The organism is Pseudonocardia parietis, assembly GCF_017876315.1.
GTDB classification, from domain to species: domain Bacteria; phylum Actinomycetota; class Actinomycetes; order Mycobacteriales; family Pseudonocardiaceae; genus Pseudonocardia; species Pseudonocardia parietis.
This window is the reverse complement of record NZ_JAGINU010000001.1, coordinates 1,364,273-1,379,907: the sequence shown is the minus strand read 5'-3', so window position 1 is coordinate 1,379,907 and position 15,635 is coordinate 1,364,273. Positions and strand designations below refer to the sequence as shown.

The 15,635-nt window shown below is 73.0% G+C and carries 17 protein-coding genes; 9 read left to right on the top strand and 8 right to left on the bottom strand.

Features of this window, described 5'->3' with window-relative positions:
• Positions 1–107: 107 nt before the first annotated feature.
• The 3 genes from JOF36_RS06585 to ddaH are packed head-to-tail and all read right to left on the bottom strand — an operon-like array spanning position 108 to position 2,943.
• Positions 108–842, bottom strand: a complete 735-nt coding sequence (locus JOF36_RS06585; protein WP_210025512.1) for a phosphoglyceromutase — start codon at positions 840–842, stop codon at positions 108–110.
• Between the two features lie 17 nt (positions 843–859).
• Complete coding sequence (rocD, locus tag JOF36_RS06580; protein ID WP_210025511.1) at positions 860–2,083, bottom strand: ornithine--oxo-acid transaminase; 1,224 nt, start codon at positions 2,081–2,083, stop codon at positions 860–862.
• Positions 2,080–2,943, bottom strand: a complete 864-nt coding sequence (gene ddaH, locus JOF36_RS06575) for a dimethylargininase (protein WP_210035219.1) — start codon at positions 2,941–2,943, stop codon at positions 2,080–2,082. The genes rocD and ddaH overlap by 4 nt, the downstream gene beginning before the upstream one ends.
• 109 nt (positions 2,944–3,052) lie before the next feature.
• Here ddaH and JOF36_RS06570 point away from each other — a divergent pair, with 109 nt between their 5' ends.
• On the top strand, positions 3,053–3,493 hold the full coding sequence (locus JOF36_RS06570; protein ID WP_210025510.1) for an Lrp/AsnC family transcriptional regulator: 441 nt from the start codon (positions 3,053–3,055) through the stop codon (positions 3,491–3,493).
• A gap of 67 nt (positions 3,494–3,560) precedes the next feature.
• A complete protein-coding gene (locus JOF36_RS06565; RefSeq protein WP_210025509.1) occupies positions 3,561–4,067 on the top strand; it encodes a VOC family protein in 507 nt (168 codons plus the stop codon).
• 23 nt (positions 4,068–4,090) lie between these two features.
• Here JOF36_RS06565 and JOF36_RS06560 read toward each other — a convergent pair whose 3' ends face one another.
• Complete coding sequence (locus tag JOF36_RS06560) at positions 4,091–4,852, bottom strand: GntR family transcriptional regulator (RefSeq protein WP_210025508.1); 762 nt, start codon at positions 4,850–4,852, stop codon at positions 4,091–4,093.
• Positions 4,853–4,924: 72 nt separating this feature from the next.
• On the opposite strand from JOF36_RS06560, the gene JOF36_RS06555 reads away from it, so the two are divergent.
• Both JOF36_RS06555 and JOF36_RS06550 read left to right on the top strand, forming a co-directional pair.
• Positions 4,925–5,557 (top strand): TenA family protein, encoded by a 633-nt coding sequence (locus JOF36_RS06555; RefSeq protein WP_210025507.1) that lies wholly within the window; start codon positions 4,925–4,927, stop codon positions 5,555–5,557.
• A gap of 4 nt (positions 5,558–5,561) precedes the next feature.
• Positions 5,562–6,521 carry an FAD-dependent oxidoreductase gene (locus JOF36_RS06550; protein ID WP_210025506.1) on the top strand — a complete coding sequence of 320 codons (960 nt, stop codon included), beginning with the start codon at positions 5,562–5,564 and terminating at the stop codon, positions 6,519–6,521.
• Positions 6,522–6,533: 12 nt separating this feature from the next.
• Here the strand turns inward: JOF36_RS06550 and JOF36_RS06545 are convergent, their stop codons facing one another.
• The 3 genes from JOF36_RS06545 to JOF36_RS06535 are packed head-to-tail and all read right to left on the bottom strand — an operon-like array spanning position 6,534 to position 8,598.
• On the bottom strand, positions 6,534–6,944 hold the full coding sequence (locus JOF36_RS06545; protein WP_210025505.1) for a RidA family protein: 411 nt from the start codon (positions 6,942–6,944) through the stop codon (positions 6,534–6,536).
• 47 nt (positions 6,945–6,991) lie between these two features.
• Positions 6,992–7,243 carry a hypothetical protein gene (locus tag JOF36_RS06540; protein ID WP_210025504.1) on the bottom strand — a complete coding sequence of 84 codons (252 nt, stop codon included), beginning with the start codon at positions 7,241–7,243 and terminating at the stop codon, positions 6,992–6,994.
• Between the two features lie 26 nt (positions 7,244–7,269).
• Positions 7,270–8,598 carry a phenylacetate--CoA ligase family protein gene (locus JOF36_RS06535; RefSeq protein ID WP_210025503.1) on the bottom strand — a complete coding sequence of 443 codons (1,329 nt, stop codon included), beginning with the start codon at positions 8,596–8,598 and terminating at the stop codon, positions 7,270–7,272.
• 235 nt (positions 8,599–8,833) lie between these two features.
• On the opposite strand from JOF36_RS06535, the gene JOF36_RS06530 reads away from it, so the two are divergent.
• Genes JOF36_RS06530 through cutA form a run of 5 tightly spaced genes read left to right on the top strand, consistent with a single transcriptional unit; the run spans position 8,834 to position 14,528 of the window.
• Positions 8,834–9,289, top strand: a complete 456-nt coding sequence (locus JOF36_RS06530; RefSeq protein ID WP_210025502.1) for a cupin domain-containing protein — start codon at positions 8,834–8,836, stop codon at positions 9,287–9,289.
• Positions 9,286–10,179, top strand: coding sequence for an acyl-CoA thioesterase (locus JOF36_RS06525; protein WP_210025501.1), 894 nt, complete (start codon positions 9,286–9,288; stop codon positions 10,177–10,179). The genes JOF36_RS06530 and JOF36_RS06525 overlap by 4 nt, the downstream gene beginning before the upstream one ends.
• The gene (locus JOF36_RS06520; RefSeq protein ID WP_210025500.1) at positions 10,176–12,485 is read left to right on the top strand and encodes a bifunctional salicylyl-CoA 5-hydroxylase/oxidoreductase; all 2,310 of its coding nucleotides are present in this window, start codon (positions 10,176–10,178) and stop codon (positions 12,483–12,485) included. The genes JOF36_RS06525 and JOF36_RS06520 overlap by 4 nt, the downstream gene beginning before the upstream one ends.
• A gap of 46 nt (positions 12,486–12,531) precedes the next feature.
• On the top strand, positions 12,532–14,214 hold the full coding sequence (locus JOF36_RS06515) for an AMP-binding protein (protein WP_210025499.1): 1,683 nt from the start codon (positions 12,532–12,534) through the stop codon (positions 14,212–14,214).
• Complete coding sequence (gene cutA, locus JOF36_RS06510) at positions 14,211–14,528, top strand: divalent-cation tolerance protein CutA (RefSeq protein ID WP_210025498.1); 318 nt, start codon at positions 14,211–14,213, stop codon at positions 14,526–14,528. The genes JOF36_RS06515 and cutA overlap by 4 nt, the downstream gene beginning before the upstream one ends.
• 24 nt (positions 14,529–14,552) lie before the next feature.
• Here the strand turns inward: cutA and JOF36_RS06505 are convergent, their stop codons facing one another.
• Positions 14,553–15,578, bottom strand: coding sequence for a fatty acid desaturase family protein (locus JOF36_RS06505; RefSeq protein ID WP_210025497.1), 1,026 nt, complete (start codon positions 15,576–15,578; stop codon positions 14,553–14,555).
• Positions 15,579–15,635 lie beyond the last annotated feature (57 nt).

The window sequence follows — 15,635 nt, the reverse complement described above, 5'->3', positions numbered from 1 at the left end:
GCGCCGGACCCCGGATGGTGACACCCGCGACCCGCCCGGGCGACAGAGTTCGGCCCCCGTTCACCGCCGGTTCACACCCACCCGGTCGCAAACCCGGCGGTGACCCGTCAGCGGCCCTGGTTCGCCACGCCGGCGATGGCCTGCTCGGCGGCGGTCGGGTCGAGGTAGCGCCCGCCCGGGTTCGTCGGCCGCAGGTCGTCGTCGAGGTCGTAGACCAGCGGGATGCCGGTGGGGATGTTGAGCCCGGCGATGTCGGAGTCGGAGATCCCGTCGAGGTACTTCACCAGCGCCCGCAGCGAGTTGCCGTGCGCGGCGAGCAGCACCGTCTTCCCGTCCCGCAGGTCGGGGACCACGGCCTCCTCCCAGTAGGGCAGGAACCGGTCGACGACGTCGGCGAGGCACTCGGTCAGCGGGGCGTCGACACCGGCGTAACGCGGGTCGGCGTCCTGGGAGAACTCGCTGCCCTTCTCGATCGGCGGCGGCGGGGTGTCGTAGGAGCGGCGCCAGAGCATGAACTGCTCCTCGCCGTAGGCCTCCAGGGTCTGCTTCTTGTCCTTGCCCTGCAGGGCGCCGTAGTGGCGCTCGTTGAGCCGCCAGTCCCGCTTGACCGGGATCCAGTGCCGGTCCGCGGCGTCGAGCGCGATGTTGGCCGTCGAGATGGCACGGCGCAGCAGCGAGGTGTGGACGACGTCGGGCGCGACGCCGGACTCGCCCAGCAGCTCACCACCGCGGCGGGCCTCCTGCTCACCCAGCTCGGAGAGCGGGACGTCCACCCAGCCGGTGAACAGGTTCTTCGCGTTCCAGTCGCTCTGGCCGTGGCGCAACAGTACGAGGGTCGGCATGTCCCACAGCCTGCCAGCTACCCCCGGGAGAGGTCCCCCAGTACCTGGGCGAACGTGTCCACCAGCACGTCGAGCTCGTCCCGGGTGATCACCAGCGGCGGCGAGAGCCGGACGGTGACGCCGTGCGTCTCCTTGGCCAGCACCCCGCGCCGGGCCAGCTCCACGCAGACCTCACGCCCGGAGCCGATGCCCTCGTCGACGTCGACGCCGAACCACAGTCCCACCCCGCGCACGGCGGTCAGCCCGGGCAGCGCCCGCAGCCGCTCCCCCAGGTACCCGCCGAGGTCACGCGCCGCGGCCTGGTACTCGCCGGTCGCCAGCAGCCCGCACACCGCGGACCCGACGGCGGCGGCGAGCGGGTTCCCGCCGAAGGTCGAACCGTGCTCACCGGGCCGCAGCACCCCGAGCACGTCACGGCGACCGGCGACCGCGCTGACCGGCACGATCCCGCCGCCGAGCGCCTTGCCGAGGGTGTAGAGATCGGCCCGCACGCCGGACAGGTCACCGCACAGCGTGGCGCCGGCCCGGGCGAGCCCGGACTGGATCTCGTCGAGGACCAGCAGGACGCCCCGCTCGGCGGTGACCCGCCGAACCTCGGCGAGGTAGCCCGGCGGCGGGACGATCACGCCGGCCTCGCCCTGCACCGGCTCGATCAGCACCGCGACGGTGTCGTCGGTGAGCGCGGCCTCGAGCGCAGCGGCGTCACCGTAGGGGACGCGGTCGAACCCCGGCGTGAACGGACCGAAGTCCGCGCGGGCCGACGGGTCGTCGGAGAAGGAGACGACGGTCGTCGTCCGGCCGTGGAAGTTCCCGCCGGCCACGACGATCCGGGCCGCGCCGGGGCGGACCCCGCGGACCCGGTAGCCCCAGGCCCGGGCGACCTTGATCGCGGACTCGACGGCCTCGGCGCCGGTGTTCATCGGCAGGACGGCCTCGGTGCCGGTGAGCTCGGCGAGATCACGCTGGAACTCCGGCAGGCGGTCGTTGTGGAACGCCCGCGCGGTCAGCGTCAGCGCGTCGAGCTGGCGGTGCGCGGCCTCGACCAGCACCGGGTGGCGGTGACCGAAGTTGAGCGCGGAGTAGCCGGCGAGCGCGTCGAGGTAGTGCCTGCCCTCGACGTCGGTGACCCGGGCGCCGCTGCCCTGTGCCAGGACCACCGGCAGCGGCGCGTAGTTCCCGACGCCGTGCGCGGCGGCCAGCGCGATCCGCTCGTCCGTCGTGGTGGGGGCCACCGTGGTCATGACGCCTCCTGGGCCGGTCGGAGTTCGAGGGTGCAGCACTTGATGCCGCCGCCACCGCGGCGGAGCTCGGAGGTGTCGACGCCGACGGTGCCGAACCCGCGCTCGGCGAGGTCCGCGGCGAACTTCTCGGCCTGCGGCGCGTGGACGACCACCGTGCCGTCGGAGAAGCAGTTGAGCCCGAGGACCGAGGCGTCCTCCTCGGAGACGATCACGGCGTCCGGGAAGCGGAACCGCAGCACCTCCTGCGAGGCGTCGTCGAACGCCGAGGGCAGGTAGGCCACCGAACCGGGGCCACCGGCCGGGTCGAGGACGGCGAACGCGGTGTCGAGGTGGTAGTAGCGCGGGTCGACCAGTGCCAGGCTGACGACCTCGCGGCCGAGCACGCGGGCGGCCTCGGCGTGCGCGCCCGGGTCGGTGCGGAACCCGGTGCCCGCGTAGATCGTGTCGCCGACGAGGAGCAGGTCGCCCTCGCCCTCGTTGACCGCCGCCGCCTCGTGGACGTCGAAACCGGCCGCCCGGAACCACGCCGCGTAGGCGGGTCCCTCGGCGGCCCGCTCCGCGTACCGGAAGCGGGCGGTCAGCGCGACGCCGCCGACGACGGTGCCCCCGTTCGCGGCGTACACCATGTCCGGCAGCCCGGGCAGCGGGTCGATCAGCCGCACGTCGAACCCGAGGTCGCGGTAGGCGGCATACAGGTCCTGCCACTGGCGCAGCGCGAGCCGGGTGTCGGTGGGCTGCTCGGGCCGCATCCACGGGTTGATGCGGTAGCTGACGGTGAAGTGGGCCGGGCGGCACATGAGCACCTGCGGTGCCCGCGAGTGCCTGCGGGGGCCCCGGTCCGCCGGACCACGCTCGAGCATGCTCGTCATGCCTCCAGGGTGCCGCGCCCGCCCCGTGCGTTTCCCGGCTCAGTGCGCAGGATCTGCGCGTGCTGTACCGATTTCACGCACGGACCTAGCATTCGACGCCGTGAACGGGATCGATGCGACCGACCGGCGCCTGCTGGACCTGCTCCGGGTCGACGGCCGGGCCGGCTGGGCCGAGCTGGGCGAACGGGTCGGACTCTCGGCCTCGGCGGTACGACGGCGGGTGGACCGGCTCACCGCGCGCGGCGTGATCACCGGGTTCACCGTGCAGGTGAACCCGGCCGCCGAGCAGGAGCCGGCGGTCGAGGCGTACGTGGAGCTCTTCTGCCGCGGGACGGTCGCGCCGGGCGAGCTGCAGCGGATGCTGTCGGTGGTACCCGAGGTCGTCACCGCCGGGACGGTCACCGGTGAGGCCGACGCGCTGGTCCTGCTGCGCTCGCGCGACGTGCGCTCGCTGGAGGACGCTCTGGAGCGGCTGCGGATGGCGGCGAACGTGGACCACACCCGCTCCGCCGTCGTCCTCACCTGGCTGGTCACTCGTTGAGCCCGACCCCTTTTCGGCGTACGCTGTGAGTTGAGAGTTCAACTAACTACCGAGACCGGGAGTCACGATGCCCGTCCAGCGCCTCAACCACGCGGTCCTCTACGTCCGCGACGTCGCCCGCAGCGCCGCCTTCTACGCCGACGTACTCGACTTCCGCACGGTCACCGAGATCCCGGGCGGGCGGGGTGCGTTCCTGCAGGCCCCGGGCTCGTCGAACGACCACGACCTGGCCGTGTTCGGGATCGGTGACCGGGCGGGTGCCTCGCAGGCCGGCCGCTCGACCGTCGGGCTCTACCACCTGGCCTGGGAGGTGGACACGCTCGGCGAGCTGGACCGCATCCGGCGGGCCCTGCAGGATGCCGGCGCCCTGGCCGGCGCGTCCGACCACGGCTCGACCAAGGCGCTCTACGCCCACGACCCGGACGGGCTGGAGTTCGAGGTCTGCTGGCTGGTCCCGGCCGCGCTGCTCGGCGCGGACACCGGCATGAAGACCGACCGGCTCGACCTGCCGGCCGAGATCGCCCGCTACGGCGCCGACACCCGCGGCGGGATCGGCGTCTCCGTCCCGGCCTGAGGTGCCTGAGGTGATCGGCCGGGTCAGGGCCCGGACAGCTCCACCCGGTAGCCGGCCTGCGCGGAGAACCGGGCGGTGACCGAGAACCGGTCCCCGCGGACCAGGGTGTGGCGCCACTCGACGGGCCGGCCCCCGGCCAGCCCGAGCCGCTCGATGGACAGCGCCGCGACGCCGTCGTCGATGCCCAGCAGCTCCCGCTCCCCGCGGCCCGGGATCACCGCGCGGATGTTCTCGTTGCCGCCGTCGACCCGGATCCCGCAGCGGCGCCGGTACTCGGGGTAGAGACCGGTGTCCGAGAAGTCGACCTCGAGCAGCGGGGCGGCGAGCTCCTCCGGCAGCCACACCCGGTCGACGGCCAGCGGTTCGGCGTCGGCCAGGCGCAGTCGTTCCAGGTGCACGAGCGGCGTCGACTCCTCCAGCCCCATCCGGGCCGCGATCACGCCGTCGGCCCGGACCTCGAAGGTCCGCACCACGCTGCGCTGGGTCCGCCCGGCGGCCTCGACGGCGACGTAGAGCGAGTACGGCTCGTCCAGCGGCTGCTCGATCGGGTCCGGACCGGCCGGGCGGGCGACCCGGCCGCGGCTGGCGACGACGGCACCGTCCTCGCGCATCCGCCGCAGGGCCTCGCGGACGGTGTAGCGGCTGACCGAGTACTCGGCCGCGAGCGCGAACTCGCCCGGGAGGGCCGCGTCGAACTCACCCTCGTCGAGCCGCCGGCGCAGGTCGGCCAGCAGCTGCTGCCACAGCGGCGTCCCGTCGCCGCGGACCAACGTCCGCCCACCCATCGCCGTCCCCCGAGATCGCTCCGTGCCCACCGTAGGCGAGGCCCCGTCCGCGCCACGCCTAGCCTGGTGGCCATGTCGTTCAGCGGGCAGCTACGGGAGTCGAGCACGACGACGTGGGACGCGGCGGTCGGGCACCGGTTCGTCGACGAGCTGTGGGCCGGGTCGGTGAGCCACGACGTCCTGCGGCGCTACCTGGAGCAGGACTTCCAGTTCGTCGACTCGTTCCTCGCCCTGCTCGGCTCGGCGGTCGCGAACGCCGATCGGCCGGCGGCCCGGGTCCGGCTCGCCCGCCAGCTGGGGCTGGTGGCGGGGCCGGAGAACGACTACTTCGAGCGGTCGCTGTCCCGGCTCGGCGGGCGCACCGAGACGGAGCGGGCCGCGCCGACCGTCGGGCTCGTGGACCTGATGGACGAGGCCCGCGACACCGGGTACGCCGAGGCGCTGGCCGTGCTGGTCGTCGCCGAGTGGCTGTACCTGGACTGGGCGACCCGTCCGGGGGCGACCACGCCGGAGGACCCGATCTGCCGCGAGTGGATCGAGCTGCATCGCGGGATCGAGTTCGAGGAGTGGGTGACGTTCCTGCGCACCGAGCTGGACCGGGTCGCCGACGCACTCGACCCGGCGCACCGCGATCGGGTGGCGGCGGTCTTCGTGCGGACCGTGGACCTGGAGCCGGCCTTCTTCGACGCCGCCTACGAGAGCTGAGCCCGTGGAGGGCGACCGCCGGGCCGTCGTCGTGGGCGCCGGGATCGCGGGCCTGAGCTGCGCGGTCCGGCTGCGCGGTAGGGGCTGGTCGGTGCGGGTGCTGGCCGACACCCCGGTGGAGCAGTCGACCTCGCACCTGGCGGCCGCGGTGTGGTTCCCGACCCGCGCGGGCCCCCGGGACAAGGTGCTCGACTGGGGCCGCCGGACGTTCGACGAGCTCGCCGGGCAGGCCCGGGCCGGTGTGCCGGGCGTCGTCATGCGCGAGTCGCTGACCCTCTACCGCACGGAGCCGGAGCCGCAGTGGTGGGCCGGGGCGGTCGGACCGATCCGCCCGGCCCGCCCCGACGAGCTCCCACCCGGGTACCCGCACGGCCTGCGGTTCGCGGTGCCGCTGGTGGAGATGCCGGTGTACCTGCCGTGGCTGGCCGCCGAGGCCCAGCGCCGCGGGATCACCCTGGAGCGCCGCCGCGTCACGTCCCCGGCCGAGGCCGGCGCGGATGCCGACCTCGTCGTCAACTGCTCCGGGCTGGGCGCGCGCACGCTGGTCGGCGACATGTCGGTGACGCCGGTCCGCGGCCAGATCGTCCGGGTGGCCAACCCGGGGCTGACGCTGTCGGTGCGCGACGAGAACCATCCGGCCGGGCGGGCGTACGTGCACCCGCGCGAGCACGACTGCATCCTCGGCGGCACCCTCGAGGAGGGCGTCTGGGACCCCACCCCGGACCCCGTGGTCGCGGCGGCGATCGTGCGGCGCTGCGTGGACATCGTGCCCGCACTGCGCGGTGCCGAGGTGCTCGAGCACGTCGCCGGTCTGCGCCCGGCCCGGCCGGAGGTCCGGCTGGAGGCCGAGCCGGCCACCGCTGGGTGCCCACGGGTGATCCACGACTACGGCCACGGCGGCTCCGGGATCACGCTGTCCTGGGGCTGCGCCGACGACGTCGCCGCGCTCGCCGGCCCGCCCTGACCCCGCGGTGGCTCAGGATCGCCGCGCCCCCACCGCCTCGATCTCGACGAGCGCCTCCGGCTGCCACAGCGCGGTGACGCCGACGCCGGTCATCGCCGGGTAGGTCCGCCCGCACAGCTCCTTCCAGACCGCGCCGATCTCCTTGCCCCGGGCCTGGTAGCCGGGGATGTCGGTCAGGTAGATCCGGACCGCCAGCAGGTCGCCGGGTTCGGAGCCCGCGGCGCCCAGCGCGGCGAGCACGTTGGACAGGGCCTGCCGGAACTGGTCGACGATGTCGCCGTCGACGATCCGGCCGCTCGCGTCCAGCGCGGTCTGGCCCGACAGGTGGACGGTGTCGCCGTGGCAGACGGCATGGGTGAAGCCGGACGGCTTCGCGAGGGTGTCCGGGTTGATCAGGCTGATGTCGGTGGTGCCGGTCGTCATCGTTCGTCCTCTTCCTGGTGTCGGAGCACTGGAGTTCGTCGCCGGCATCAGATACCGATGTCGGTCAGGTGGTCGAAGCGCAGGCCGAGGTCGGTGACGGCGACCGCGACCGGCGCGAGCGCGGCGCGGAGGTTGGCCGCCACACAGGGCGGCAGGTCGTCACGGCGCAGAGCCCCGGTGAGGCCGGCGTACACGTCGAGCACGACGCGCTCGTGCTCGGCGAGCGGGTGGCCCAGCAGGTCGGTGCCGGGCACGTCGGGTGCCGGGAGCGTGCCGGCCTCCGGACTGGTGGTCGTCATGGCGGTCCCCTTCGGAGGTGGTCGGTTCAGACCGCGGTCCGCAGATCGGTCAGCCGGCGGGCCTTGAGCTCGAACCGGGGAAGCGCGCCGGCGGCGGCGCGGCGCACCAGGAACCGCAGGCCCTCGTGGGCGCCGGCGAGCTCGACGCCGAGCCGGTCGGCCAGCAGGTCCCACCCGGCGTCGTCGACGGTCGGGAGGGTCTCGACGAGCAGCTCGATCTCGTCCCGCTCCGCCTGCCGCGAGATCCGGATCTGGAACTCCTCGATGCCGTCGAAGCCGCGGACGATCGCCTCGACCGCGCCCGGGTAGACGTTCGTGCCGCGGACCAGCTTCATGTCGTCGACCCGGCCGATGATCCCGCCCTCGTAGAGGTCCCAGGTCCGCCCGGACGACGCCCGGCTGTGCGGCACCTTCACGACCAGGTCGGAGGTGCGGTAGCGCAGCAGCGGTGTGGTGGAGCGTCCGAACGACGTGCACACCCGCTCACCCCGCTCGCCGTAGCCGATCTCGCGGCCGGTATCGGGGTCGATCACCTGCTCCAGCAGGTGGTCCTCGATGACGTGGCAGCCGCCGGGATGATCCGAGGGCTCGAACATGACGATGGTCGATACCTCGGTCATGCCCGCGGTGTCGAACGCGTGGGCGCCCCACTTCCGCTCGATCAGCGCCTTGGTCTCCGGGATCGACCCGGCGGGCTCCCCGGAGAGGATCACCGTGCGGACCGGCCCGTTCACCAGGTCGATGCCGAGCTCCTCGGCTTCGCTCGCGAGACGCAGCGCGTAGGTCGGGGTGGACGCGACGACGGTCGCGCCGAAGTCCTGGATCTGGCGCACCCGCTGCGCGGTGGTCTGCGCACCACCGGGGATGGTCAGCGCGCCGATCTTCTCCAGCCCGTTGTGCAGGCCCCAGAACCCGATGAACGAGCCGTAGCCGAAGGCGACGTAGCCGACGTCGTGCGGCCGGACACCGGCTCCCCACAGCGCGTAGCACCACATCTCCGCCGCCCAGGACCAGTCCTTGCGGGAGTCGAGCGCGCGCAGCGGCGTGCGCCCCGACGTGCCGGACGTGGTGTGCAGCCGGATCGCGTTCTCCGCGCCGGTGACCGGGAGCTCGCCGAACGGCGGGTGGGCGTCCTGCGAGGTCATCCACTCCTCACGGGTGAGGAACGGGATGCGGTCGATGTCGGACCAGGTACGGATCTGCTCCGGCTCGACGCCGGCGAGGGTGCGCCGGTAGTGCGGGCTGCGGTCCTTCGCCCACCCGACGACGCGGCGCAGCTTGGCCAGCTGGAGCTCCCGCAGGTCCGAGCGCGGCATGAGTTCGGTCTTCGGGTTCCAGAACGGCTGGTCGGTCACGGCGTCCCCTCCCGGGCGGCTCGGCGTATGTCGCTGGCGTGACGCTGGTCATCAGAGCACGGTTCATCGAGTTGTCACAACCCCCGGCAATGCCACCCTTGCCGGGTATCGCATCTCGTGTTTCCATAACTAGCGTCAGTTGAACGATATACGGAGGTTCGGCCACGCCCGGCGGGCTCGACGCCGCCCGCGCAGTCCGGGGCCGTGCGCCCCGGCCACCTGGAGGAGGTAGCGCATGAGTGAGCAGAGCAGAGCGGGGACGGACCTCGACGTCGTGGCCGTCCCGGTCGTGACCCGCGCCGGGTCGGAGGACCGCGGCACCGGCCAGTCCGGCGGCGCCGTCCGGATGTCGGGCGTCTCGCCGCAGCACACCCCGGCCACCCGGATCTGGTACGGCAAGGTCTCCAACGAGCCCGGCTACCGCTCGCTGCCGCACCACCACGGCGAGGCCGAGACCGGCGGCTACGTGCTGTCGGGCACCGGGCGCATCTGGTACGGCGAGAACTACGAGCGCTGGATCGAGATGACCGAGGGCGACTTCGTGTTCGTCCCGCCGTACATGCCGCACGTCGAGGGCAACATGTCGACCACCTCCGAGCTCGTGTGGCTGACCTGCCGGACACCGGACAACATCGTCGTCAACCTGCCCGAGGTCGACGACGCGATCCTCGAGGGGTACCGCCGCGCATGACGTTCGACGACACTGCCACTACGCCGATGCCCCCCGGGTCCGAGCGGAGCACCGCCCCGCTGCTGGCCGCGCTCGACCTGACCAAGGACGGCGACGACGCGTTCCTCGCCGGCCACCAGGTGATCCCGTCCGGGCGCGCCTACGGCGGCGAGCTCGTCGCACAGGCCGAGCGGGCGATGACGCTGACCTGCGGCGACGACCGCCGGATCCACTCGCTGCACGGCTACTTCCTGCGCGCGGGCGACGTCCACGAACAGACCCGCTGGGAGGTCGAGCGGGTCCGCGACGGCCGCGGCTTCTCCCATCGCGCGGTGCGCGGCGTGCAGCACGGCAAGGAGATCTTCCGGGCGATGGCGCAGTTCGGCGTGCCGGTCGACGGGGTCGCCCACTCCGACACTCTGCCGCCCGATGCGGGTGACCCGGAGGCACTGCCGAGCACCGCCGACGTGCTGACCGGCGTGGACACCCGCGACGCCGAGTACTGGCGGTTCCACCGCGGTTTCGACATCCGGCACGCCCCGTCCGCGCTCTACACCGGCGCGACCGGGGAACGGGTGAGCCGCCAGACCGTGTGGATGAAGGCCTGGGAGCGGCTGCCCGACGACCCGGGCCTGCACCGCAGCGCGCTGGCCTACGTGTGCGACTACACGCTGCTCGAACCGGTCCTGCGCCGCCACGGAGCCGCCTGGGCCGACGACGGCGTCGTCACCGCCAGCCTCGACCACGCCATGTGGTGGCACCACGACGGCCGGATGGACGAGTGGGTGGCGCTGGTGCAGGACTCCCCCGTCGCGACCCGCGGCACCGGGCTGGGCACCGCCCGGCTCTTCTCCCGCGACGGCCGCCTGCTCGCCTCCGTCGTCCAGGAAGGGCTGGTGAGACTCCCGTGAGCCCGGACCGGAAGCCGGCAGCACAGAAGATCGCCTCGGTCGGGGGCGGCCCGGGCGGGCTGTTCTCCGCGATCCTGCTCAAGAAGACCGACCCGGCCCGCGAGGTCACCGTCTACGAGCGCAACGCCGCCGACGACACGTTCGGCTTCGGCGTCGTGTTCTCCCAGGAGACCCTCGACAACATCGAGCACGCCGACCCGGAGTCGCTCGGCCGGATCGCCGCCGAGTTCCGGCACTGGTCGGCGATCGACGTCGACGCGTTCGGGACCTGGGAACGCTCCGACGGGCACGCCTTCGCCGCGCTGGAACGCAAGCGCCTGCTCGCGATCCTGGGCGAGCGCGCCACGGAGCTCGGTGTCGACCTCCGGTACTCCACCGCGGCCCCGCCCCTGGCCGAGCTGCGCCGCGGGCAGGACCTGGTGATCGCCGCGGACGGCGTCAACTCCCGGATCCGCACCGAGCTGGCGACCGACTTCGGGCCGAGCGTGGACACCCGGACCGCGAAATACGTCTGGTTCGCCACCACCCGCCCGTTCGACTGCTTCACCTTCCAGTTCGTCGAGACCGAGTACGGCCTGTTCTGGGCGCACATCTACCCGTTCGACGGCGAGCGCTCCACCTTCATCGTCGAGACCGACGCCGAGACCTGGCGCCGCGCCGGGCTGGACCACTGCGCCGACGTCCCCCGCGCCCCCGGGGAGAACGACGAGACGAGCATGCGGTTCTGCGAGAAGATCTTCGCCGACCTGCTCGACGGCCACGGGCTGATCGGCAACAACTCCGGCTGGCTGTCGTTCGGCGTCGTCCGCAACGAGCACTGGATGGCCGGCAACGTCGCCCTGGTCGGCGACGCCGCACACACCGCGCACTTCTCGATCGGCTCGGGCACCAAGCTCGCCCTGGAGGACGCGATCGGGCTGGCGTCCGCCGTGGACCACGAGTCGACCGTCGACGCCGCGTTGAAGGCCTACCAGGACGACCGCAAACCGGTCGTGGAGTCGCTGCAGCGATCCGCGCAGACCAGCCTGGAGTGGTTCGAGGGCGCGCGCCGCTACCGCGGACTGTCCCCGGAACAGTTCACGTTCCAGCTGCTCACCCGCTCGCAGCGGATCACCTACGACAACCTGAAGCTGCGCGACGCCGGCTACGTCGGCCGGGTCGACAGTTGGCTCGCCGCGCGCACCCGCGCGAGCGGTGTGGAGGTCGAGCCCGGCACCCCGCCGATGTTCCACCCGTACCGGCTGCGCGGGATGGAGCTGGCGAACCGGATCGTCGTCTCCCCGATGGCGCAGTACTCCGCCGTCGACGGTGTCCCCGGCGACTGGCACCTCGTGCATCTCGGCGGGCGCGCCCAGGGCGGCGCCGGCCTGGTCATGACCGAGATGATCTGCACCTCGCCGGACGCCCGGATCACCCCGGGCTGCCCCGGCCTGTGGACCGACGACCAGCGCGACGCCTGGGCCCGGATCGTGGACTTCGTGCACACCCACACCGGCGCAAGGATCGCCGCGCAGCTCGGCCACGCCGGCCGCAAGGGCTCCACCAAGGTCATGTGGGAGGGCATCGACGAGCCCCTGGACTCCGGCAACTGGGAGATCCTCGCGCCCTCCCCGATCCGGTACCGGCCCGACAGCGCGGTGCCCCGCGAGGCGACCGAGGAGGATCTCGCCCAGGTCGTCGCCGACCACGTGGCCGCCGCGCGGCGCGCCGACGAGGCCGGGTTCGACCTGCTCGAGCTGCACTTCGCCCACGGCTACCTGGTGTCGAGCTTCCTCTCGCCCGTGTCCAACCGGCGGACCGACGCCCACGGGGGCTGCCTGGAGAACCGGGCCCGGCTCGCCCTGCGGGTCCTCGACGCCGTCCGGGAGGTGTGGCCCGCCGAGAAGCCGATCAGCGTGCGGATCAGCGCCACCGACTGGGTCGACGAGGGGTTCGACGGTGACGACGCCGTCGCCCTGGCCCCCCTGCTCGCCGAACACGGCGCGGACATCATCGACGTCTCCACCGGCCAGACCAGCGTGGACGCGAAGCCGGGCTACGGGCGGCTCTACCAGACCCCGTTCGCCGACCGGATCCGCCAGGAGACCGGCGTCCCGACGATCACCGTCGGCGCGATCGCCTCGGTCGAGGACGCCAACACCATCATCGCCAGCGGCCGTGCCGACCTGTGCGCGATCGCCCGGCCGCACCTGGTCGACCCGTACTGGACGCTCAACGCCGCCCTCGACCAGGAGTACCGCGGGCACCCGATCCCGAAGCAGTACCGCTCGGGACTCTCCGCCCGGCGGCGCGAGCAGGCACCCTGAGCCATCCGTCCCTGCTGGTCCCGCCCACCGACTGCGAGGTGTGAGCGTGCAACTCTCCCCGTCCGCACATCTGGACACGTTCTGCCGTGACCGGCTGCCCTCGCCGGACCAGTGGCCGGAGCTGGTCCTCGACCTGCCCGCGACGACCTACCCGGACCGGCTCAACGCCGCGACCGAGCTGCTGGACGCCACGATCGCCCGGTGGGGCCACGACCGTCCGTGTGTCCGCGACGCCGGAACCGGGTGGACCTACGGTGACCTCCTCGACCGGGCCGGCCGCATCGCGAACGTCCTCACCGGTCTCGGGGTCCGCCCGGGCAACCGCGTCCTGCTGCGGGGCCCGAACAACGCCTGGCTCATCGCCTGCTGGTTCGGCGTGCTCAAGGCCGGGGCCGTGGCGGTCACCACGATGCCGATGCTCCGCACACCCGAGCTCGAGAAGATCGTGTCGATGTGCCGGCCGACGGTGGCGCTGACCGACCACCGCTTCGCCGCCGAGCTGCTCGCGGTGCACGACGCGCCCACCGTCGTGCCGTACGGCGGCGACACCGACGACGACCTGGTCGCCCGGGCAGCGCGGGCGAGCTCCTCGTTCGCCGACGTCGAGACGGCAGCCGACGACGTCGCGCTGCTCGCCTTCACCTCCGGCACGACCGGCCTCCCGAAGGCGACGATGCACTTCCACCGCGACGTGCTCGCCGTGGCGGACACGTTCTCGGCCCACGTGCTCGATCCTCGGCCCGACGACGTGTTCGCGGGGAGTCCTCCGCTGGCGTTCACCTTCGGCCTGGGCGGGTTGCTGATCTTCCCGTTGCGCGCCGGCGCATCGGTGTTCCTCGTCGAACGCGCGACCCCGGTCGAGCTCGCGCGGCTCGCGGCCGAACACGGGGTCACCATGCTGTTCACCGCCCCGACCGGCTACCGCGCCATCCTCGGATCCCCGCAGCGCGAGCTGCTGCGCGGGCTGCGGCGGGCCGTCTCGGCGGGCGAGGCCCTGCCCACCACGGTCGCGGACGACTTTCTCGCCGTCACCGGACGCCGGATGATCGACGGCATCGGCGGGACCGAGATGCTGCACGTCTTCATCTCCACCGGGACCGATCCCGCGCCGGCAGGCACGACGGGCAAGCCGGTGCCCGGCTACCGGGCCACGATCCTCGACGCCGACGGTCGTCCCGTCCCCGACGGCACACCGGGCCGGCTCGCGGTCAAGGGCCCCACGGGGTGCCGCTACCTCAACGGGGACCGGCAGACCCAGTACGTGTACGACGGCTGGAACGTGACCGGCGACGTGTTCGTCCGGGACGCGGAGGGCTACTACTACTTCCGCGGCCGCACCGACGACATGATCGTCTCCTCCGGGTACAACATCGCGGGACCGGAGGTCGAGGACGTCCTGATGCAGCACCCCGACGTCGCCGAGTGTGCCGTGGTGGGTGCGCCCGACGAGGCCCGGGGCGCCGCGGTGGCGGCCTACGTGGTGCTCCGGACGGGCGTGGAACCGGGCCCGGGCACCGTGCGTGAGCTGCAGGAGTTCGCCAAGCGCACGGCGGCGCCCTACAAGTGCCCGCGGCAGGTGGAGTTCGTCGACGCGTTGCCACGCACCCCGAGCGGCAAGATCGAGCGGTACGTCCTGCGCCGGTGGGCGGCCGAACGGGCCGGGGCCCAGGCCCCCACCACGGCCACGGCCACGAGCCGGACCGCGATCGGTGAGAATCCCGTGGCATGAGCGAGCACGTCGTCGTACTCACCACCACCGACAGCGAGACCGCCGCGCGGGAGCTGGCCGCCGGCGCGGTGGCCGCGCGGCTCGGGGCCTGTGCGCAGGTCCTGGGGCCGATCACCAGCGTCTTCCGCTGGGAGGGGGCGGTGCAGACCGAGCCGGAGTGGCGGGTCGAGATCAAGACCGCCGCCGACCGCGTCGACGCGCTCACCGCCCACCTGGCCGAGCGGCACACCTATGACGAACCGGAGATCATCGCGACGCCGATCACCGGCGGCAGCGCGGGGTACCTGTCCTGGGTGGTCGACGAGACCCGCTGACGGCCACTCCGCCACGGGGCACGCTCAGCGGGGGGCCTCGGCGTCCGGTTCGCGCAGCGGTGCCCCCGCCTCGTGCAACGAGCGCAGGGTCTGGGCGTAGGAGTCGACCAGCCCGGTGCGCAGGTACGGAACACCGATCTCGGCGCAGTACGCGGCGACGATCGGCTGCGCGCGGCGCAGGTTCACCGAGGGCATGGCCGGGAACAGGTGGTGCTCGATCTGGTGGTTCAGCCCGCCGTAGGCGATGTCGACCAGGCGTCCGCCCGAGATGTTGCGGGAGGTGAGCACCTGGCGCCGCAGGAAGTCCTCCGGCTCGTCACCGTCACGCATCGGCATGCCCTTGTGGTTCGGGGCGAAGGTGGCGCCCATGTAGAGGCCCCACAGCATCTGGTGCACCAGCACGAACACCACGGCCTGCCCGAACGGCATCACGCCGAACACCAGCGCCACGTAGAGCAGCACGTGCACGACCAGCAGCGCCGCCTCGGTGCCACGCCCCGCGGTGCTGCGGTCCAGGCAGGCCCGGAACGCGGCGTAGTGCAGGTAGAAGCCCTCCAGCAGGAGCACCGGGAAGAACCACCACGCCTGGCGGCGACCGAACACGCGGGCCACGCCGGTGCTGGCGCGCGCCTGGTCCGGGGACCACACCAGCAGGTCCGGCTCGACGTCCGGGTCGCGCTCGGAATGGTTCGGGTTGGCGTGGTGGCGGGTGTGCTTGTCCATCCACCAGCTGTAGGACATGCCGATGCCGAGGTTGCCCAGGATCCGCCCGGCGACCATGGACGCGCCCCGTCGGCGGAACACCTGGCGGTGCGCGACGTCGTGCGCGAGCAGGGCCACCTGGGCGAACACGACGGCGAGGAACGCCGCGATCGCCGGCTGCCACCAGGAGTCGCCGAGTGCGACCACCCCGCACCACGCGCCGATGTAGGCGATGCCCACCAGCGCGAACCGCAGGACGTAGTAGCCGGGCCGGCGAGCCGTCAGGCCGGCGTCGGAAATTCGCCGGGCGAGCCCGGCGAAGTCGTTGCGGGTGATGGAGCTGGTCATGCCCACGATGTTTCGCCGATGCCGGGCCACCGGTAAGCCCACGAGCACCCCGGCAGA

Excerpts from the sequence above, each read along its gene's own strand:
- JOF36_RS06585 (WP_210025512.1), bottom strand. The coding sequence starts at position 842 with ATGCCGACCCTCGTACTGTTGCGCCACGGCCAGAGCGACTGGAACGCG.
- rocD (WP_210025511.1), bottom strand. The coding sequence starts at position 2,083 with ATGACCACGGTGGCCCCCACCACGACGGACGAGCGGATCGCGCTGGCC.
- ddaH (WP_210035219.1), bottom strand. The coding sequence starts at position 2,943 with ATGCTCGAGCGTGGTCCGGCGGACCGGGGCCCCCGCAGGCACTCGCGG.
- JOF36_RS06565 (WP_210025509.1), top strand. The coding sequence starts at position 3,561 with ATGCCCGTCCAGCGCCTCAACCACGCGGTCCTCTACGTCCGCGACGTC.
- JOF36_RS06560 (WP_210025508.1), bottom strand. The coding sequence starts at position 4,852 with ATGGGTGGGCGGACGTTGGTCCGCGGCGACGGGACGCCGCTGTGGCAG.
- JOF36_RS06555 (WP_210025507.1), top strand. The coding sequence starts at position 4,925 with ATGTCGTTCAGCGGGCAGCTACGGGAGTCGAGCACGACGACGTGGGAC.
- JOF36_RS06545 (WP_210025505.1), bottom strand. The coding sequence starts at position 6,944 with ATGACGACCGGCACCACCGACATCAGCCTGATCAACCCGGACACCCTC.
- JOF36_RS06540 (WP_210025504.1), bottom strand. The coding sequence starts at position 7,243 with ATGACGACCACCAGTCCGGAGGCCGGCACGCTCCCGGCACCCGACGTG.
- JOF36_RS06530 (WP_210025502.1), top strand. The coding sequence starts at position 8,834 with ATGAGTGAGCAGAGCAGAGCGGGGACGGACCTCGACGTCGTGGCCGTC.
- JOF36_RS06525 (WP_210025501.1), top strand. The coding sequence starts at position 9,286 with ATGACGTTCGACGACACTGCCACTACGCCGATGCCCCCCGGGTCCGAG.
- cutA (WP_210025498.1), top strand. The coding sequence starts at position 14,211 with ATGAGCGAGCACGTCGTCGTACTCACCACCACCGACAGCGAGACCGCC.
- JOF36_RS06505 (WP_210025497.1), bottom strand. The coding sequence starts at position 15,578 with ATGACCAGCTCCATCACCCGCAACGACTTCGCCGGGCTCGCCCGGCGA.